We start from the raw sequence: 18,310 nt of genomic DNA on the forward strand, positions 1-18,310 counted from the left end.
GGATATTTCTTCTCCCCTCATCACTTGTGTCATATATTAACATCTTTATTAAAGAAGGTCGTAACGCCAGAGCTTTTAATTTGATGTATCCTCGTTTCTTTTCTGCTTAGTTGTGCGGTCCGACGCCCCCTTAATGGTCATCGTAAGCTGCTGTCGCATATCGTTGATTTCAGCATAGAGTTTGCGAATTTCCACCATGTGTGAGCTACGCTCATTGGATAGTTCATCCTGTAGTTCACGTCGTAAGTTGACGAGTGCCTTATCGGCTTCTAGATCTGCACGAAACTTCGCGTCCTGCAGCTCACGTACGTGGCGCTCTGATGTCTCCTTACGTTCTTTGTCGGCTGTTGCCTGTAGTTGCTTACTCAAAGCGCTCAATTGTTCTATTTCACGACGCTGATCATCAGTTAACTTAGTTAACTCGGTTAACTGGCTTTGTAAGGCTTTTGCTTGGTTAACTTCTTCTGCTTGACTAGCAAGTAGTCCAGAGAAACTGTCGAACCGCGTCTTATACTCAGAAATCAGATCTTCACCACGCTCGTTCGCCTGTTGCAGCTGCTGAACGTGCTTCTCCAATTCCTCTATTTGTTTTTGCATATTTCCAGTTAGCGCAGCCGCCTTACCAAGGTCTTCTGAGAGCTGCCGTATTTCGTCATGCTGGGATGAGATTACGCTGGACAGTTCTCCCACTCGCTCGGCGTGTTCCTCACCAACACGGACACGGCTCGTTTGTTCAACCATTACCATAGAAAGAAACAACTCTGAGATCCGCCGCGTGTGAAAATCCAGCTCATCGAGCTGCTTCGCATAGCCCGCAACCTCATTGTTTTTGAGCTTCTGCATTTCGTACAGCGAAGCCATATGCAGGAGGAAATCACCTTGATCATTAAACTCAGACCCTGCGAAGAGTTCTTCGATATGCTGCTTAGATTCCTGGCTTATTTTATACCCCTTGGTGATCTTCTCACTCATCATCAATCGCTCCGTTTTCATATTTATTACAATTATATCACGAGTGAATTTAATGTGTAAATATGTTGGTTAACTCAGTTAACTCAGTTAACCATGGATATATCAATATTAATTAGTTAACTAAATCTTGCATTCGCGGTACTTCAGACGAAGCCGGACTTCCCGTTCGGCACGGCTGGTGGTACCGGCCGGCATCAGGAACTGATGCTCGCGCTCCCGGCGCTCCGGACGAAGCCAAGCCGGTCTAAAGTTTGGATGCAGCCGGCCCGCTGCCTGATTCTCTTTAGAAGCATCAGACAGCGGGTCGTCAGTCGTTGCGTCGACCAACTGCTTCGCAAGCTTCAGTCAAATACTTCGTTGTCCGCGGCTTAAGACCCACGAACCCCGACCGGCGGGACAGCACCACCTCGCTCCCGCAAATGGGAAGAGAGAACGCGCTCGTGGCGGTACACGGGTGTAACTCCTTGCACCACACGTCGGCTGTCTTTATTATTGCGGCGTGCCGGTTATCGTCCAGCGTCTGCAGGAGCAGGATCACCACATGATGTACACCGGTGCCCCGGCGCACATCATGTGGGTGTTAAGCGGAACGGCCGCCGCGACCATGCCCGCAAAAGGTCGCCGGGTTCCACGCTGCGAACTTCGTGTTTTTAAAAGAAAATAAAGAATTAGACTGAAAATAAAGTATTTAGACTCGGCGCGGCAATCAGCACTTGCTAGGCGGCCAGAGCTTCAGCACGTGCTCCTGGTTCTCTCCGGAAGCGCCGTGCGCGGCGATCAGCAGCTGGATACGGCGGCCAGAGCTTCAGCTCATGCTCCTGGTTCTCTCCGGAAGCTCCGGCGCGTTGATCAGTAGCTGGATACGGTAGCCAAAGCTTCAGCACATGCTCCTGGTTCTTTCCGGAAGCGCCGTGCGCGGCGATCAGCAGCTGGTTATGGCGGTCAGAGCTTCAGCAAGTGCTCCTAGTTCTTTCCGGAAGCGTGCGCGGCGATCAGCAGCTGGATACGGTGGCCAGAGCTTCAGCACGTGCTCCTGGTTCTTTCCGGAAGCGCCGGGCGTGGCGATCAGCAGCTGGTTATGGCGGTCAGAGCTTCAGCAAGTGCTCCTAGTTCTTTCCGGAAGCGGGCGCGGCGATCAGAAGCCGGCTACAGCGTCCAGAGCTTCAGCAAGTGCTCCTGGTTCTCTCCGGAAATGCCGGGCGCGGCGATCAGCAGCTGGATACGGTGGCCAGAGCTTCAGCAAGTGCTCCTAGTTCTTTCCGGAAGCGGGCGCGGCGATCAGAAGCCGGCTACAGCGTCCAGAGCTTCAGTAAGTGCTCCTGGTTCTCTCCGGAAATGCCGTGCGCGGCGATCAGCAGCTGGATACGGTGGCCAGAGCTTCAGCTCGTGCTCCTGGTTCCCGGAAGCGCCGGGCGCCGCGATCGGCAGCCCCGGTTACACCGGCCACCGACAGCGCATGCTTCAGCTCGTGCTCCTGGTTCTCCGGAAACGCCCGGGCACCGCGATCGGTAACCGGCTACGTTGGCCAGCGGCAGCGCATGCTTCTGTCTATAATTTTATTTTCTGGTCCGATTCTTTTTGGACACTCTATTGATGTCCAGTCCACTTCTTATTTTTTTGTGTCTGACGATTTTCATTACAGAAGGCCTCGTAGCATCAACAACTCCGGTCTATTACTTTATTTTCTTCGCACAATCGGCACGCTGGCCCGCTGCTTTTGGCGTACCTCTGACTGTACCGGCCATGCTTGATCGCCGTTGTGCTCGACTCCGTTGACTATGGCCATACCAGTTCCGGCGATGTAGATGCCCTATCACCGCATAAGAGCAAAACACTCTCTGGACATGTGGCCGACCGGTGTTCGCCGTCACCCACAGCCACTCTGTATACGACGTTCCGCGGCCTATCCACAGGCGGCATGGTGTCCTCGTGGAGGACCCGGAGGAGCTATCACAACCCATTTTTTGCTGGAGAAAGCGGACCCATCGCTGAGGAACAAACGCCTGTCCCTGGAGCACCGCGGACGATGAAGCGCCGCGCAAGGAGAACGTCATCATCAGCCATTATTGCTATGCCACTGTCTGGCACTGCAAAGGATTGGTCGGCACAGTGAGGGGATTGTGCGGACCGACTGACATAAGAACTTCCTCGACGTCCGCTCATGTAGGGCGCATCGGATTGGCTGCTCCCTGCCACAGGTTGGACTACTTCAAGGTCGGAACTCATGTAGGACTTCGGCCGGAGCCGAGTCGAAGAGTGGGTGACATGGGTGGGCAATCCGACCAGCTTCTCGCCGCTTCAGGCCGGAATATGGCACTCCTGCAGAGCTTTGCCGGAGCCAAACGACAGGCGACTAGGCCGCAGCGGTCACGATTACCCGACTCTGATGCAGGCCGGGTCCTTTCTGGTTCTGTCTACTCCTGCAGGCTGCGACCTGCAGATGCAGATCTGAAAACTGGATTGTAACTCTTATCAAAAAAATAAGCACTCCAATGAACTCTAAGGTTTCCATGGAGTGCTTCACCTATTACATAAATATATGTTTGCTTTAGTTGCCTTCTTCTATTGTTGTAAAATACCATAACTTTTCATTAGTGTGCTCATCTGTCATTTCTTGAAGCCCTAATTGTAATCTTATCTCGCGTTTACCTGATAAATGGAGGTTTACAATACATGACATATTACGGCTGGTTTCAGTGGGCGGGTTGTATGAAAACTTTACTAACTCTCCTGGCTCGAATAAGTGAACGTATTCTTCAATATACTTTCCTTGATTCGCCGGTTTATCTTTAGCCATGAGATCTAGCATATAGTTCCCGTCAATAAATGTCCCTGCGCTTTCTAAATCGCCTTTATTGATTAAATCAAGAAAAAGGCCAACTACGTCTTCTAGCTTCTCTCTCGCATGATTTTCATGATGATCTTCTTCAAGGGGGCCCTCTTCAGGTATTACAGCAATTACCTGTGGGAACTGAGAAGAGATCGGGGGATTTGTAACTTGTTGAGAATTTTTAAGATGAGTAAAATTAGAGCTAGATTTTTGAGCAAACATTACTATTATTGCAAGTAGAATAATCCAGCCGATGCCAATCCATTTAAAAATCTTCAATTGCTCACCTCTTATGGTTTATTTACATAAGCCAATGGATTAGTTGGTTTACCATTAACATAGACTTCAAAATGGAGATGTCGACCAGCAGCATTACCTGTTTCACCCATTGTTCCAAGAACAGTCCCGGCAATCACTTCTTGGCCAACGTTTACTTTTAGCGATCCTACCTTCATATGGGCGTATAATGTTTCCAATCCTCCCCCGTGGTCAATGACAACCTTATTTCCATATCCGTCATTGGTATCTCCTGCAGCGATTACCAGCCCATCCATCGCTGCAATATTTGGGTAATCTTTGGTGTCTGAGTTCGCAGGAGCAATATCTATCCCCTTATGTAGCTTGTATATCCCTGAGACAGGATTTACTCTCATGCCAAAATTAGAAGTGAGATATTTAGCTGTGGTTGGCCATATCATTTGCCCAGGTTGAACAGGACCCACATCTACGTAATCCCCGGTTTCTGATCCAACAAGTGGTGTATCTGACATTTCAATACCGTACTCACCGTTGTACCCGGCTAGCAATGTATGAGAGGTGTCGAATTCTTTAATACCAGCAGCAATTAGTTCTACATCCTCTGGTGTAAAGTCGAAGTGTCTGAGTACAGCATCAAATTTCGAATAGTCTGCAGTCCCGCACCCAACGAGCACACCCGCATTTGATGAGGGTACATACCCTACATCTTCCCAAGCTGATCCTGTCGCGGGATTGATTCCTCCGTCCGGATCATACTTAGTTAAATTGTAATCGTGTATTAACTTTTTTAAGCTGTACGCATAATTTGGATCTGTAGCATAACCCGCAGCTTGAAGCTCATTCGCAAATTCATAAGGATTATCCTTAGAAAGGGCAGTATTATATCTAGGATTATCCAAAAGGAATTTACTATGGTCTGCGAACCCAGCAACAGCATTAGGATACGCCCGAAACTCTGCCTGAACTTTTGTGCTCACACCATTGATGTATTCTGTTGTCCACATCAGTACAGTATCACCAGTCCAGTTATGCTTCTTAATACCAAAAAAGTTATAATATTTTGAAGCCAGTAAAGACGATCCCCACCCACCCTCTTGCACTGCTTGAGCAAGAGTCACACTTGCAGGAACACCACTTGTTTTTGATTCTTCCATTGCCAAAGGCCCCCACTTTGTGAAGAACGGATTTGTCTTTGTACCTGTTCCAGTAATAATGTTTGGTGCCGGTGAAGTATAATCTGAGTCGAGCTGTATAGTACATGGTTGGATATCTTCGACCCATTCAGTTGTCGTTGTAGTGGTTACACTACTTCCATTCTTATCACTATACGAAGTGGAAGATGACTCGGAATGTTCCGAGTAAGTCTTGGTAATGTTTCTGTTCCAAGTATGTGCAGAGATAAGAAGGGAAACCTTCTCTTGGGAACTGGTTGTCCATGATCCATTTGGCATACCATTTTTATCGTAGTAATAAATCGTTCTGGTTGTGGTGTTATAGAAATCTTCATACTTTAAGTCGGGCTTTAACATATTGGCAATCATTGATGGTGCTATGTCTTCCGGATCAAGGTCTTGCTTTGTAATTCTCATATTATCTATTGCTTGTACTACAATCATGGGAGGACGGTACTCTTCAATCGCACAAGTCTTTTCAATTGCAGCGTTATACTTCGAAGTGATCGCGTTAACATATGCTTCATCATCACTAGCAAAAAAACGAACAAATACCAGTGCACCACCGACAATAATGATGACTACCATGCAAATGAGCAGTGGTACACCTAATGCTGCTGCAAGGGCCGCCAGTGCTTTGGCAAGCATCTTTACTAACATTTTGAAAGCATTTTTAATTAACTTTTTCAGCAGTTTCTTTAATTGTTGTTTGATTGCCTTTTTAGCTTTTTCTTTAATCTTATTACCTGCACGCTCAGCTACTCCCAGCAAATTCCCTTCAGAAAAACCACTCATGCTAAAATCACTCTCACCATGAAAATTGCTCCCTTCCTTAACTTGACCGCTTCGAAGGAGTATTGGCTTTTGCTGTTGGTGAGACGGTTGGCTTTGCTGTTGGGATACTGTTTCTGAGTGTTGGAACCTCTACATTTCTTCTACGCAAATCTACACGTGAAGCAGATCGCCCTTTTTCTAAAAAATCATGAGGGTTAACAGTACGGCCTTGATAAATCATCGATTTTCCTTCTGAATCGTAAGTCATGGCTGGCACTTCATCTAAAAAGCCTGTTCTAGTAGATGAGGGCTGCATTAGCGGCTTCAATTCAAAGGGCTTGTCGCTCGAATGTGTAGCAATATAAGGCTTTGCAACCACCTGCCCTTTGCCTAGTGCTGCATTGCCCTTGCCGATATTAGAAATTCGATTAAACTCACCACTCTTTTCTTGGGTAGCAAGAAAACTACCGTCTTGGGTTTCTACACTAAACACTGGTTGATTCGGAACAAAGCTACCTGATGAAAGGACTTTACCTGCATGTCTGCTTTGTGCGAAATTCGCGCCTATTTGGTAGCCATTTCTTCCACCAATGACCTCTCCGATAGCTCCATAGACCTTTTCAGCGCTTGCCCTTTGCACGGCAGGGTCATTTCTCTCTGCTACGCCTCCTGTCAATCCCTTAAATGCAGAACTCACACCAGCACTTACTGCAGTTGCACCTTTTGATACAGCGCCCTGTATACCGCCTGTTTTAGCAGCAGGCCCTGACCCTTGAGATGCTTCTTTTGTGCTCATTGATTCTTGATATAACTCCTTTGTATTTCTGGCCCAAGAGTGGACTCCCTTTCCTGCAGCAACAGCGCCTGCACCAGTTCGATAACCCATCGCATCACCGATCTGGGCACCTGCTTCTGCAAAAGCAAACTGGCCTACAGCCCCTAATCCTGTTCCCATTGCGCTCCCAGCAAAACGCATTCCTCCCTTACCAAGACCACCAGCGATGTTTCCGACTAGTCTCATATTGGAGGCGAATGAATTCGGTAGAGCATTCGCTCCACTGTGTGCAGCGCCCTTTCCCCCAGCACCCGAAATTATTCCACCGTTCTGAGATATCGTTGCTGATCCAGAAAATACCGCGCCGCCTGCTGAGGTTGGCGCACTAGCGTTCCCATTTCCCGATGCCATTTTTTCTCTGAGTGTTGAAAATCCGCCCTTCACATCGCTGACAGCTCGTCCCATATGTAGAATGGCCCCCATACCTGCCATTGTTCCGGCTGATGCAAGTTTTGATCCCGTTTGTCCCGTACTACCGAATATAAATCGGACAGATTCCGAGAGTGGGATAAATAGTGCCATTGCGACCGTAACATGAAACCAGCCGATGTTTTCATCGAATAGATTAAAGAACAACCAGAATAAGCCGGCATGAATCCCTTGAGCAATAATTTGTGACCATAATTCTTTGAATGCAGCCATGGTTATGCTTTGAAGCATCGGGTAAAACATCATAGAAATCCATAAAGGCGCAAGGACTAGCAGGAGTGAAATGAATAAAAATCGTTGAAGATAAAATACCTCCCACCAAATAGACAATCCGCGTGTAGCAAACGAAACAATCAGTTTGCCGAGACTGCTTTGCTCGTCAGAAAAATCCCGTAACTCTATGCGGTCCCCAGCTTTTGAAACCATATCACCATTTAAGTTCTCACCGTAACTTGATAAATCTATAGGGGCTTTAATATCCTGGTACACTAGACTGACAACCATATTATTTGCCTGAAATAAGGATCCTGTTAGTGTGAAGAAATTTGAGATTAATACAATGCCAATCATGCATTTTAATATTAGTTCTGTCGTCTCAACTTTTAATGTTGAAGAGATAGGGGACAGCGCTGTTACAATCCCTGATTTTACGATCGCCGCAGTAATAATAAAACCCATGGCAATGGAAAATAAGGCGTAACCTCTACGTATTACATGATTAAAGTTGGCATCGGTGTATAAACCGTACACTTTATTGCCGCAATCAACTTCATCTTTAAAACATCCTTGGTAGAATACATGATCACCAGGATCATGTATCCCTCCGAAAACAGCCAATATCTTGTCAAGAATCCAGAGAATCGGCTTCGCATACCATGGATCAGTGTCTAACATTCGAGTTTGAAAATGAATGACTCCTGAAGGAGCTGCTGAAGCAAGTGGTACGAATATCACACACATCAAGGTGATGGACAAAAAGATGATGAGTACCTTTCGCTTCGGAATCATTAGGCCATCACCTCATCCAAGGCTAATTGTTTTTGATCCTCAAATTCTTCTTCGAATTCAGGTAAAAGACCATTTGCCTGAAGATAGTCTGGATCCGTGTCGATGAACTTACGCATATCTTTAGAGGTAGTGACTTTGATAAAGGCAGAGCTGCCGCCTACGCGAACAATACATTCACCTTTACTATCATCTCTTTTTGATTCAGCCGGTCGACGGCAAATAATGGCCAGTTCCCCTTCTGAAAAACTGAAAATCGATTTCAAATGCTGCTTCTCTTCCAAAGAGATTTGACCTAAGCGAAGGAAAATGCCTGATGTTGCGTTCTTTACAACTGCGATACCATTGGGATCATCCAAAAACGGCATAAGATCCTGGGTAATGATATCAATTCCGCCATTGTATTTTCGTGCCCGCCGTCCCATATCTTCAACAAACTCCATGCCACCAGGTATACGCTTCTGTCTCCATGCCTCTTCTAATTTCACGCGTTTCCTGTATTTTCTTAATGATGGTCGCTTAATGAAATATTCCCAGGCTAATGTTGTTATAATGTAGTTCATCAAGTCGTAAATATCGCTACCTTCAATTGGTTTAAGATTGAAGTTTATCCAGCAGATGTTATCAAGCATATTGTCTACTGCTTTGCCATCTCCAAAATTCGTTTGCCCATCTATAAGTTTTCCATCCGGAAAATCTCTCAGATATCCTCGCAAAACCTTCAGCAAACGATTTGCAAACGGATCAGATAGTTCTTCAAATGTCAAATTAGTATAGTTGGGATTTACTGTGCAATTGCTCATAATTCTCTTGAAAATATCTGAAAGGGTAATTTCCGGCTTTCTTTTCTTAATGTAACTGATTTCTCCTGTTTCATTTCTGAAGGCTATTTTTTCAGAAGTGTAGAGCGATGCTGGATCCTCAGTAATCTCGAAATCATTGAAAACATCCATGATTGCCTGTTTAATTATTGATTTCTCCTCAGAGGAAAGAGTGCCAGCCAATTTAGTATAAAATTTTAATAGTTGGCCAGTTTTTGCTCCGATAGGTACTACGACTTTGTTAACCCGCCGGCCGTTAGGCAAGGTAATTTCAACTTCTTCTTCTGTAATTGCACATACATTCAAACAAACTTGCCCGCCTTCGCGTATCTCTACCTCTTGTCCACCCATTAATCTACAAATTGGACCATTCTCACCGTCGGGGTCGATAGAAAAAATCCGTATGCCCAATAAAACTTGCGAGGAGCTGACGTATTTATTACAGAAACTTTTTCCGGATCCCGAAGTGCCTACGATTAAGGATGAATAATTCTCTAGATAAGCTGCAAACGGATTAAAGAAGTCCATTGTGTTCGTATGTTTATTGATGCCGAGCGGAACACCCCCGGAATATGGTATTTTGGATGAATAAAACGGGGATGCAGCAACCAGTGATGAGCGATCAAAAAAGCGCCTGTCCCCAGCATTGTTAAAAAGATTGTTCCCCGTAGGTAAGGTTGAAACCCATCCATCACGTTGCCTGTCATATAGGACGCGTAAATTGTGGTCATTACCTATCAAGTCATCCTGAATAATCATTCCGATATTGTCCAGTGTCCGTTCGTCTGCTGCATAAATCGTAGCCACACATGTCCCCAAAAAGCCGTCATTATAACCGTCTGAGATTTCATCCAATAATCGTTTGGCTTGATTCATTGATTTCTGGGCGTCGTCGGCTTCAAGATCATTCCCGCTCTTTATCATATTTATGAGTCTTGCGCCTTCATCGGTGGTGGCTGCTTTGTATACCCGGACGGCTTGACTCTTCGTCAATTTTGAAAAGAAAAAGGTTACATTCATTGCTCCTGCCCGATAAAGGGTATCAAGCGCACCCGTGCTTAATGATGTTGTGCCAAATTCAAGCTTAAATGATCGGAATGGATAGTCTCCTACAGCTCCTTCACTTTGATATCCAATATCTCTTCTACTCGTAGGTATCTCATGGCCGTTAAGACTGATAAGATCAAAGTAAGTTCGCTTTCTCACGTTATATTTGTTCTTTTTTGATTTAGTAGTTTGCTCTTCAGGTTCAACCTTAATAGGTTCGTCAGTGTTAATCTTTGATTTTTTTAAAAAAGGCAGTTTAATCTTCAATTTCCACTTCCTCCTCTTCGGAAAGGTAACGATAGGCGTCCTTTTCATAGTTGCTCATGACCACGGTAGAAAGAGGATTATCTTGAGACATAATTGATCTGAAGTGACGAATACTGGCATTCTTTTTGTGAGTTGCAAAATAAATAGCCTCGTAGAGATCCATTTCTTGGCACACTTCAGAGTAACCACCCATTCTTGAATAGTTACTGCCGATATTTCCGGCCAGTCTTCCAAATTCATTTTTTGCCTTTAGAAGGATTGATTCTTCGTCCATATGCCCAATCATTTTGTCAGTATATTCCAATATTACGAGTATATAGCGTGTGTAATCGTACTCTTCAACTGTCTTTTGCCATCCCTCAATATAGGGGAAAAACATCTCTTCTGCGTATCTTTGTGCTACAGGATCTAGATTATGGAAGTTTTCCTGGTAAGTTTGCATTTCATCTACTAATTCGATTGGGCGAGATTGAATATGTGTCCCTAATTTAACTTCTCGGCCAGGACCCAATGAAACACTGGCTAATAAATGCTCGTAAGCCATATCTGTTTCTTGTTGCTCTTCGAATGATCTAAGATCATAATTTATCGGTTCACAGCGAACCGCACCCGAAAACTTCCGAACACCGCGGATTTCAGATTTAAGCTCCAGTAGGTTTCCGTAGTGCTCTTTGATTCCCATTAACTCGTGGAATGGCCCTTCAATGATTCTGGCCTGCTTTAAAGATTCTCGTTCGGGCACTATCTTTTTCTTATTGGATTTCTTTATCCAAGGGAAGAATGGTTTGTTCTGGACACCGCAATAGAGAAAGTACCCGCATACCCCTAAGCCAACGTACATAAATAAATCCCACATGCGTTAATCCCTCCAAACTCCACTTTGAGTTTTCTTGTGACGAAATTTGTACCAATAGTGTCGATCTAAATAAAGTCCGGTTTGAGGATGGTGCATTAAAGCACAGACGACAAAAGGAACCAATATTGGCAAACACATTACCCAGATGATCACATTCATAATAAATCCTATGGATCCAATGTAGGTCCATTGCAAGACCTGCAAAAACAGTAATAACCCACCACCTAGATATAAAGCCTGCCGCCAGGAAAAACTGAAGCTCGAAAACTTTAGGGGTCTTCTCTCTTTTTCAGTATCAAAAGGTAAAGATGCTCGCAAATAATCATCTCCTTTAGGAACAAAACCCCTACAATGTAGGGGTCAGAACCTAAATATTAAACTGCGGATTGTCCAATGAAGTAATCTGCTATAACTGGTGCTTTAGCGATAATTACTATTCCTATGACTGCCCCAACCATTGAAGCTGTTGCCAAAGCTCTTTTTTGTGGGCTTCCCATAGAAATTGAGAATAGTATTGCTCCCAGTACCAAGCCAACAACCGCAACTACAGCACCGATAATCCGAAGGAAGAGTATCCATTGCTTCAGTGTATCTGTAATCGTGGAAATATCTGAAGTGCCGTCACCAATTTGCGTAGATGATTTGAAATTGGGGCTTGCGGGAGCAGGTGTTGCAGCATCAGCTTGTAATGGAGCAATGAATGTCATGATTGAAAAAAATGAAAGCATCAAGGCTGTAACCAGCAAATAAGGAGTGATACTTTTTCGAAGCTTGTTTACTAATACCATTGAGTGTTCCCTCCAATTATTCGTTTTCGTTTAGACTGCTTCTATGTTCATCCAATACCCCCTTTTTGAAATGAAAAAAGACGCATAAATTAAACTCTGCACGCTGGCAAAGTTTAAAATATGCGTCTTTCGCTCTTTCCTATATTGGACATTACAGTCCATTAATTTATGGTTATTGCTACTTTTATTCTATCCAACTTTGTTATTTATGGCAATAATCAAAAAACGAAAAACTATCTATGGATTAGTTTACAATATTGAATTATACTGTAACCAAGAACCATACATTGAAGGAAATTTTTTGTTCAACCTGATCTCTATAATCTATAGAAAGGGACAATCACATGTTGGATAATATCATAGCGACTCTAAAAGCGGCTTTACAACACACTTCGGATATTCCTGTAATTATGATCTTTATAGGCGTTCTACTGTTTTCATTCTCCTTCTTAAGAGTCCGGGTATGGTTATACTTTTCCATAACTATAATAGCTGTAACAATTTCTATATTGCCTGGCTACTATCTCGGTCCAGCTTTTACCCGGTTCTTGATTAACGTGCATATCATTAGTCCAGAATGGAACGCAAGTGAGGACATCTCAAGAAGTGTAGGATTGGGAATTATTATTTCACTTGTCGTTCTCTTAACTACATCCATTATGATTACTACAACTTTTATCGAAGTTATAAAGAAAAAAGATCCCCTATATTTACTAAAATCAAAGAAGAACCCGACAATTAAAGATTATTTGCGAGTTCCTTGTGATCTAATTGATAAAAAGCCTATGCCAGATCTAGATCAAATTGATTTGCCTGCGAGAAACTTAGTTTACAATAATTTTAACGATGAAGAACTGCAAGTATTGGCCTTTAAATGGGTATCATTAGGCTTGCCCGAGCACAGAGCGATTAAAAAGGTCTTACTTGATTTAGATGTTCAAAAGAATGCCATGTGATTCAAAAAATAAAAAAGCTCACTCCAGTCATATGAGACCGTAGTGAGCTTTTTCTAATTGATTTTTCGATTACTAACTAAATACCGATCGGCTGTTTCTAATAGTTCCTGAACAAAAGAATCGGACCAATTTTTAGGCAATTCATCAATACGATAGCTACTGACAATTTCACCTGAATTGCGGCTGATTTTAATGATGAAATAAGGTCCCTTATCTCTATAATGTCTCATCGCCATTATAACAGGAGATTTATGAAACAATTGAATTAACATTGAGATCACACCTTTATCCTGTTGATAAGGGTTTGTCATTCATGGGCAACTTCATTCTATCATACCATATTTCGAATATAAAAGATTTTTTAGCCTGCTGTCTGCCGAATATTACGCAAAATGTTTCTCCCCTTGGCTTCCCTAATATCAATAATATAAGGTTGTCCGATGTTTTTAACTACAGAGTCAACTACATTCATTAGAGGGCCCACAGCGAAAACCTCAACAGGTCTGCCTTGGTAATCCATTAAACACTTATAGTAAGGGTCCTCTTCTCCTTCCACATTGAGTTCCTTTAGAATCATGTGTATTGGTGTCTCTAACGGAATAACCACATTATTAACTTGATCTGTAAGTACAGGTGCAAGGTTTTTATTCTTTTGATCCTCCAAGATATATTCCATTTCGATAAGACTCAACCCTTGTTCTTTCATCGAATTTATCCATGTGTTAATGTCAGCATTAGATTTAAACATTCCATTAAACTTTTCTTTGATATCCGCTTTTTTCAAAATGTCCTTGATATCGGATTCAAAAATAGCAAACGATCCATTCTTTTCATAATAAGGTTTTAAGTCGTCAGGTATTACAACTATGCCTTTATCGAACTTAAAATTAGGTTCATCAATTGCTCTAACAACTTTCGCATATTCTACTGTGCTTTTAAGAATGGCAGTAATTCGGCCGTTATAAAGATCTGATGCTACTCCGATTAGTGAGGCGCATTTTTTTAGACAATCGGATAATGCAATTTTTTTTGCATCTAAGATTGCTTGGGCTTGAGGTTGGGTTTCTCCTTCTTCCGTATACATTATTGCATCACCAAACTGACATTTATCAATCCATTCACCATTATCAGCTTTAATTGAAAGTTTTCCAAATATTGATACTGTAAACAACTTCATATCTATATCCTGTGACACCACTTCTAATTTCCATCCATGAGGACCCAGTACTTGATTTAAACGATCACTTGTTGCTTGTGGCCGAACATAGACATATCCATTCTGATTGATTCTGTATTCTTCATATGGAAATGGAGCATTGAGCTGATTAAACAAATTTTCATTTAGACTATTCATAGATATCCTCCTTAGAATTTTTCAAAGTTTTAGTAGCTCTACTTGACCAAAAACTACAAAACACAAAAAAGCCCTAAGGATCAGCATCATATAGAATAGGACTTCACCTATCTAAATAATACTGCCCATAGGGCTTTTACCTTCAAGTTAAGGCTCAATTAGAGCAAAAAGAAATAATATACAGTAAAATCATACCATATTATTTTTATGCGCACAATGCGTTTCAATTGAATTCATTTCGGTTCTGGTTGATCCGGCTGCGTCGAGCTATTTGCAATCAGTATACCGGCGGGCCTGGACCAGATCTGCCGACCCGAAGACAGCAGGCGCCGGCTCAAAGACCCCATAGGCGTCTGTCGATCGGAATAACGACCTCGGGCTGCAGCTCTCAGCCCTACTTGGCGCATAACGCAAGCAGACCGGGTTCTTCACCATTGAAAGAAGCGGTTCCGAGCGCTCCGTAGGAAAGCCCAAGCTCGGCTAGCGTTTCCGCGGCCCAGCCCAGTCTACGCGGCGTTAAGTCACCATCTGTTGCAGTAGCAGCGCACACCCTGACGATGAGCACCCAGTCGGTGATGACAGTCGAGGTCGCCCAGGCTGTGCCGGCTGCGGCCATTTCGGCTAACCCCGCTAACAGCGTCTCCAGAAGCAGCCAGTCCCGCTCCACACAGGTCTGCAACTATGGCGAGCAGTCCGCCGTAACGCGGCGCTCATCGCCTTCAGCACGCTGACGGCTCCGCCTGCCAGCTGTAAAAAGAAATTAAAGTTAGCTGAAAAATAAAGTATTAGACTGGTACTACGGACGAAGCCGAGCTTCTCATCCAGCGCTTCCGGCGACAGTTTCCGCCACCAGCAACTGCAGCTCGTGCTCTTGGAGCCGTAGACGAAGTCTGGTTTACCATTCGGCGTGGTCGGCGACAGCGGCCGGAACGATCAGCTGGAGCTCGCGCTCCCGGCACTCCATACGAAGCCGGTCTTCTCTTCGGCGTGTCCGGCGACAGCGGCCGTCACGAGCAGCTGGAGCTCGCGCTCCCGACGTTTCCGGATGAAGCCGTGCTTCTCGTTCGGCGTGTCCGGCGACGCACGATCAGCTGCAGCTTGCGCTCCCGGCGCCTCCGGATGAAGCCGGGCTTCCCGTTCGACGGGTCCGGCGACAGTGGCCAGCTCGAGCAGTTGCAGCTTGCGCTCCTGGCACTCCATACGAAGCCGGGCTTCCCGTTCGGCGGGTCCGGCGACAGTGGCCAGCTCGAGCAGTTGCAGCTTTCGCTCCTGGCACTCCATACGAAGCCGGTCTTCTCTTCGGCGGGTCCGGCGACAGCGGCCGTCACGAGCAGCTGGAGCTTGCGCTCCCGACGCTTCCGGATGAAGCCGAGCTTCTCGTTCGGCGTGTCCGGCGACAGCGGCCGGAACGAGCAGCTGCAGCTCGCGCTCCCGACGCTTCCGGATGAAGCCGTGCTTCTCGTTCGGCGTGTCCGGCGACAGCGGTCGGAACGAGCAGCTGCAGCTCGCGCTCCCGGCACTCCATACGAAGCCGGTCTTCTCTTCGGCACGTCCGGTGACAGCGGTCGACACGAGCAGCTGCAACTCGCAATCCTCTTGCTCCGGACGAAACCCGTTTCTCATTCGGCACGTCCGGTGACAGCGGCCGGCACGAGCAGCTGTAGCTTGCGCTCCTGGTGTTCTGTACGAAGTCCGGGTTTCCCATTCGGCGTGTCCGGCAACAGGAGGCCGGCACGAGTGCTGCAGCATGCGCTCCCGGCGCACGGGATGAAGCCGGGGCTTCCCGTTCGGGGGTCCGGCGACAGTGGTCAGCACGAGCAGCTGCAGCTTGCGCTCCCGGCGCCTCCGGATGAAGCCGGGCTTCCCGTTCGGCGGGTCCGGCGACAGTGGCCAGCACGAGCAGCTGCAGCTTGCGCTCCCGGCGCCTCCGGATGAAGCCGGGCTTCCCGTTCCGCGGGTCCGGCGACAGTGGCCTGCGCGAGCAGCTGCAGCTTGCGCTCCTGGTGCCCCGGATGAAGCCCGGGCTTCCCGTTCCGCGGGTCCGGCAACAGCGGCCGACACGAACAGCTGCAGTTTGCGCTCCCAGCGCCTCCGGATGAAGCCGGGGCTTCCCGTTCCGCGGGTCCGGCGACAGTGGCCAGCACAAGCAGCTGCAGCTTGCCCTCCCGGCGTCTCCGGATGAAGCCGGGCTTCCCGTTCTGCGGGTCCGCAACAGGCGACCGTCATGAGCAGCTGCAGCTTGCCCTCCCGGCACCCCAGAGAAACCGGGCATTCGGCAGTCCCTGCGACAGAGGCGGCACAAGTAGCTGCAGCTCGCTGTCATGGGTTCTGGATGAAGCCCGGTTTCCCATTCGGCGGGTCCGGCGACAGCGGCCTGCACGAGTTCTTGGGTCTCTTTATAAGCGCCAGGCTGCGGGGTCAGCCGGTTACGTCAACCAACTGCCTCGCAAGCTTCAGGCTTATAATTTTTCTTTCGCCGGCCGAATTCGCGGCCCAGCAGAACCCCCTCGAAGCTGCTCTACACATCAGAGGCAGTCGTAATGAACGGATGGCTGTCGATTAGCTCCGTGGTGCGCAGCGTCAGTCGGTTGGCCACGTCGAGATGTCCGGAGAGCTTGCTGATGACACGCTCTCCGAGCTCGTCGATGACGCCGACAGGGATGGCCGTTTTGTGCTGCAGCAGCGGAGCGACCAGTCGCACGGACCGCCTAGCGAGAAGAACAGGATAGCCTCTCATACCGCCGGAAAATTCCGGCAGCAGCACCTTGACCGACCCGGCGTCAGCTGCTCTCCCGGCACTTCCGCCAAATTCCCGCAGTATTTGGCGGAGCAGTATGCCTCCACATCCCTTATGCGACCGGACAGCTGAGTGTCTCTCCGAGTAATGGCGACGGCGGCATATATCCAGGACATGGTCGGCTTCCTCCCGGTAGCCGTGGGTGAAGGCCTGATCGTACAGCTTCAAGCGGTAGCATTGATCCGCCAGTTCTGGTTCAAGCGCCCAGCCGGCCAGAATCATCACCTACTGGGTGATGCCGACCGCCTTCATGTTACCTCCAGCCCAAATAGGTAGTGCGCATGGTCCGCTGATCCGGCCAGGTGACCCGCTCGTCCAGCAGCGGCGTGGAAATTCCGCTGCGGTCTGCCCGCCCGCAGCCGCTTCTGCTTCGGCACCAGAGTAAGCCCTCAGGCGCGCGTCAGGATGACCGTTGCTTCAGCACGGGCACCGTAAACTGCAGCCGCTGCGAACACGGAGCTGACGCCGGGCACGATCTCGCAGCCGATGCCCAGCAGCGAGATCTGCTCCAGAATCGCGACATACATGGCCGGGTCGCCGGCATACACCCGGGCGACGCTTTTCCCGGCCTGCGCCGCTTCCACCATTAAGGCGCTCCAAATTCATGCCTGAGCTCTGCAGCACCTCCTCTTGCTCCGCCTGCGCTATCAGATCCCCGCTGACCAGCGAATCGGCGTACAACACGAGCTCGACCGCCTGAAGGATCTGCAGACCTTGTACCGTAATCAGCTGGGTCGCCGGGACAGACAGCGACAATATACACTTTAGGTTCCAGACGCAATCCGTCATTTCTCACCACCACCAGGCTTAAATACTCCAGCTTAACACCACGCCATATCCGCTCGCCGCTGCTAAAGGTAGCCTTTGTCACCAACGAGGCTTCGTTCGTTCGTAATTCCCATTATCGGCCGGCTGCGTAGCGGACGTCATCTCAGCTTTGCCCCCTTGGTGTAGCAGTGGTATAGCGCGGTGCTGGCTGCGTGGTCCATGGCTTCGCCGGTGGTATACCGCGCCAGCAGCAACTGGCTATGAGAAGGATTTCAATTCTGCTCTCGTTGATCCAGCAGCCCCTGGAGTTAAATGTACGTTGAGCGGTTCCGTCAACCCCCTATGCCTTCGTGTTTGTGAACACGCTATGTTTGACTCCAC

15 protein-coding genes and 1 pseudogene are annotated in these 18,310 nt (G+C 47.2%); 1 reads left to right on the forward strand and 15 read right to left on the reverse strand.

Going from position 1 to position 18,310, the window contains the following annotated elements; genetic code table 11:
* Window positions 1-75 precede the first annotated feature (75 nt).
* The 9 genes from F1379_RS22145 to F1379_RS22185 all read right to left on the reverse strand — a co-directional run bounded on the left by F1379_RS22145 (window position 76) and on the right by F1379_RS22185 (window position 12,054).
* Entirely contained in the window at window positions 76-972 is an 897-nt protein-coding gene (locus tag F1379_RS22145; RefSeq protein WP_150274083.1) for a hypothetical protein, read from the reverse strand.
* A 120-nt stretch (window positions 973-1,092) separates the two neighbouring features.
* Window positions 1,093-1,299, reverse strand: coding sequence for a hypothetical protein (locus F1379_RS22150; RefSeq protein ID WP_150274085.1), 207 nt, complete (start codon window positions 1,297-1,299; stop codon window positions 1,093-1,095).
* 2,221 nt (window positions 1,300-3,520) lie between these two features.
* The gene (locus F1379_RS22155; RefSeq protein WP_150274086.1) at window positions 3,521-4,081 is read right to left on the reverse strand and encodes a hypothetical protein; all 561 of its coding nucleotides are present in this window, start codon (window positions 4,079-4,081) and stop codon (window positions 3,521-3,523) included.
* An 11-nt stretch (window positions 4,082-4,092) separates the two neighbouring features.
* Window positions 4,093-6,027, reverse strand: a complete 1,935-nt coding sequence (locus F1379_RS30800) for a glucosaminidase domain-containing protein (RefSeq protein WP_150274087.1) — start codon at window positions 6,025-6,027, stop codon at window positions 4,093-4,095.
* Window positions 6,028-6,064: 37 nt separating this feature from the next.
* Entirely contained in the window at window positions 6,065-8,278 is a 2,214-nt protein-coding gene (locus F1379_RS22165; protein WP_150274089.1) for a hypothetical protein, read from the reverse strand.
* Window positions 8,278-10,410: a VirB4 family type IV secretion system protein gene (locus tag F1379_RS22170; RefSeq protein ID WP_150274091.1), complete on the reverse strand. Its 2,133-nt coding sequence runs from the start codon at window positions 10,408-10,410 to the stop codon at window positions 8,278-8,280. Before F1379_RS22170 ends, F1379_RS22165 begins: the two co-directional genes overlap by 1 nt.
* Window positions 10,400-11,266, reverse strand: coding sequence for a hypothetical protein (locus tag F1379_RS22175; protein WP_150274093.1), 867 nt, complete (start codon window positions 11,264-11,266; stop codon window positions 10,400-10,402). Before F1379_RS22175 ends, F1379_RS22170 begins: the two co-directional genes overlap by 11 nt.
* A gap of 3 nt (window positions 11,267-11,269) precedes the next feature.
* Complete coding sequence (locus tag F1379_RS30725) at window positions 11,270-11,584, reverse strand: PrgI family mobile element protein (protein ID WP_150274095.1); 315 nt, start codon at window positions 11,582-11,584, stop codon at window positions 11,270-11,272.
* A 56-nt stretch (window positions 11,585-11,640) separates the two neighbouring features.
* Window positions 11,641-12,054 (reverse strand): hypothetical protein, encoded by a 414-nt coding sequence (locus F1379_RS22185; protein WP_150274097.1) that lies wholly within the window; start codon window positions 12,052-12,054, stop codon window positions 11,641-11,643.
* A 344-nt stretch (window positions 12,055-12,398) separates the two neighbouring features.
* On the opposite strand from F1379_RS22185, the gene F1379_RS22190 reads away from it, so the two are divergent.
* A complete protein-coding gene (locus F1379_RS22190) occupies window positions 12,399-13,010 on the forward strand; it encodes a hypothetical protein (protein WP_150274099.1) in 612 nt (203 codons plus the stop codon).
* Between the two features lie 53 nt (window positions 13,011-13,063).
* On the opposite strand, the gene F1379_RS22195 is transcribed toward F1379_RS22190, so the two are convergent.
* The 6 genes and pseudogenes from F1379_RS22195 to F1379_RS30735 all read right to left on the reverse strand — a co-directional run.
* On the reverse strand, window positions 13,064-13,282 hold the full coding sequence (locus F1379_RS22195) for a hypothetical protein (protein WP_150274101.1): 219 nt from the start codon (window positions 13,280-13,282) through the stop codon (window positions 13,064-13,066).
* A gap of 89 nt (window positions 13,283-13,371) precedes the next feature.
* Window positions 13,372-14,364 (reverse strand): Rad52/Rad22 family DNA repair protein, encoded by a 993-nt coding sequence (locus F1379_RS22200; RefSeq protein ID WP_150274103.1) that lies wholly within the window; start codon window positions 14,362-14,364, stop codon window positions 13,372-13,374.
* A 394-nt stretch (window positions 14,365-14,758) separates the two neighbouring features.
* Window positions 14,759-15,031 carry a hypothetical protein gene (locus tag F1379_RS22205; protein WP_150274105.1) on the reverse strand — a complete coding sequence of 91 codons (273 nt, stop codon included), beginning with the start codon at window positions 15,029-15,031 and terminating at the stop codon, window positions 14,759-14,761.
* Window positions 15,032-15,297: 266 nt separating this feature from the next.
* Window positions 15,298-15,948 (reverse strand): hypothetical protein, encoded by a 651-nt coding sequence (locus F1379_RS22210; protein ID WP_150274107.1) that lies wholly within the window; start codon window positions 15,946-15,948, stop codon window positions 15,298-15,300.
* Window positions 15,949-16,882: 934 nt separating this feature from the next.
* Entirely contained in the window at window positions 16,883-17,101 is a 219-nt protein-coding gene (locus F1379_RS30730; protein WP_239004767.1) for a hypothetical protein, read from the reverse strand.
* Window positions 17,102-17,287: 186 nt separating this feature from the next.
* Window positions 17,288-17,942: pseudogene (locus tag F1379_RS30735) on the reverse strand (SAM-dependent methyltransferase); the annotation flags it as partial.
* Window positions 17,943-18,310 lie beyond the last annotated feature (368 nt).

Origin of the sequence: Paenibacillus tepidiphilus, from assembly GCF_008635795.1 — a bacterium.
In the GTDB taxonomy this organism is placed as follows: Bacteria; Bacillota; Bacilli; order Paenibacillales; family Paenibacillaceae; genus Paenibacillus_AQ; species Paenibacillus_AQ tepidiphilus.

What these genes read in the sequence shown, in the direction of transcription:
- F1379_RS30800 (WP_150274087.1), bottom strand. Translation starts at nt 6,027, where the DNA reads ATGAGTGGTTTTTCTGAAGGGAATTTGCTGGGAGTAGCTGAGCGTGCA.
- F1379_RS22165 (WP_150274089.1), bottom strand. Translation starts at nt 8,278, where the DNA reads ATGATTCCGAAGCGAAAGGTACTCATCATCTTTTTGTCCATCACCTTG.
- F1379_RS22175 (WP_150274093.1), bottom strand. Translation starts at nt 11,266, where the DNA reads ATGTGGGATTTATTTATGTACGTTGGCTTAGGGGTATGCGGGTACTTT.
- F1379_RS22200 (WP_150274103.1), bottom strand. Translation starts at nt 14,364, where the DNA reads ATGAATAGTCTAAATGAAAATTTGTTTAATCAGCTCAATGCTCCATTT.
- F1379_RS22195 (WP_150274101.1), bottom strand. Translation starts at nt 13,282, where the DNA reads ATGTTAATTCAATTGTTTCATAAATCTCCTGTTATAATGGCGATGAGA.
- F1379_RS22190 (WP_150274099.1), top strand. Translation starts at nt 12,399, where the DNA reads ATGTTGGATAATATCATAGCGACTCTAAAAGCGGCTTTACAACACACT.
- F1379_RS30730 (WP_239004767.1), bottom strand. Translation starts at nt 17,101, where the DNA reads ATGAGAGGCTATCCTGTTCTTCTCGCTAGGCGGTCCGTGCGACTGGTC.
- F1379_RS22145 (WP_150274083.1), bottom strand. Translation starts at nt 972, where the DNA reads ATGAGTGAGAAGATCACCAAGGGGTATAAAATAAGCCAGGAATCTAAG.
- F1379_RS22185 (WP_150274097.1), bottom strand. Translation starts at nt 12,054, where the DNA reads ATGGTATTAGTAAACAAGCTTCGAAAAAGTATCACTCCTTATTTGCTG.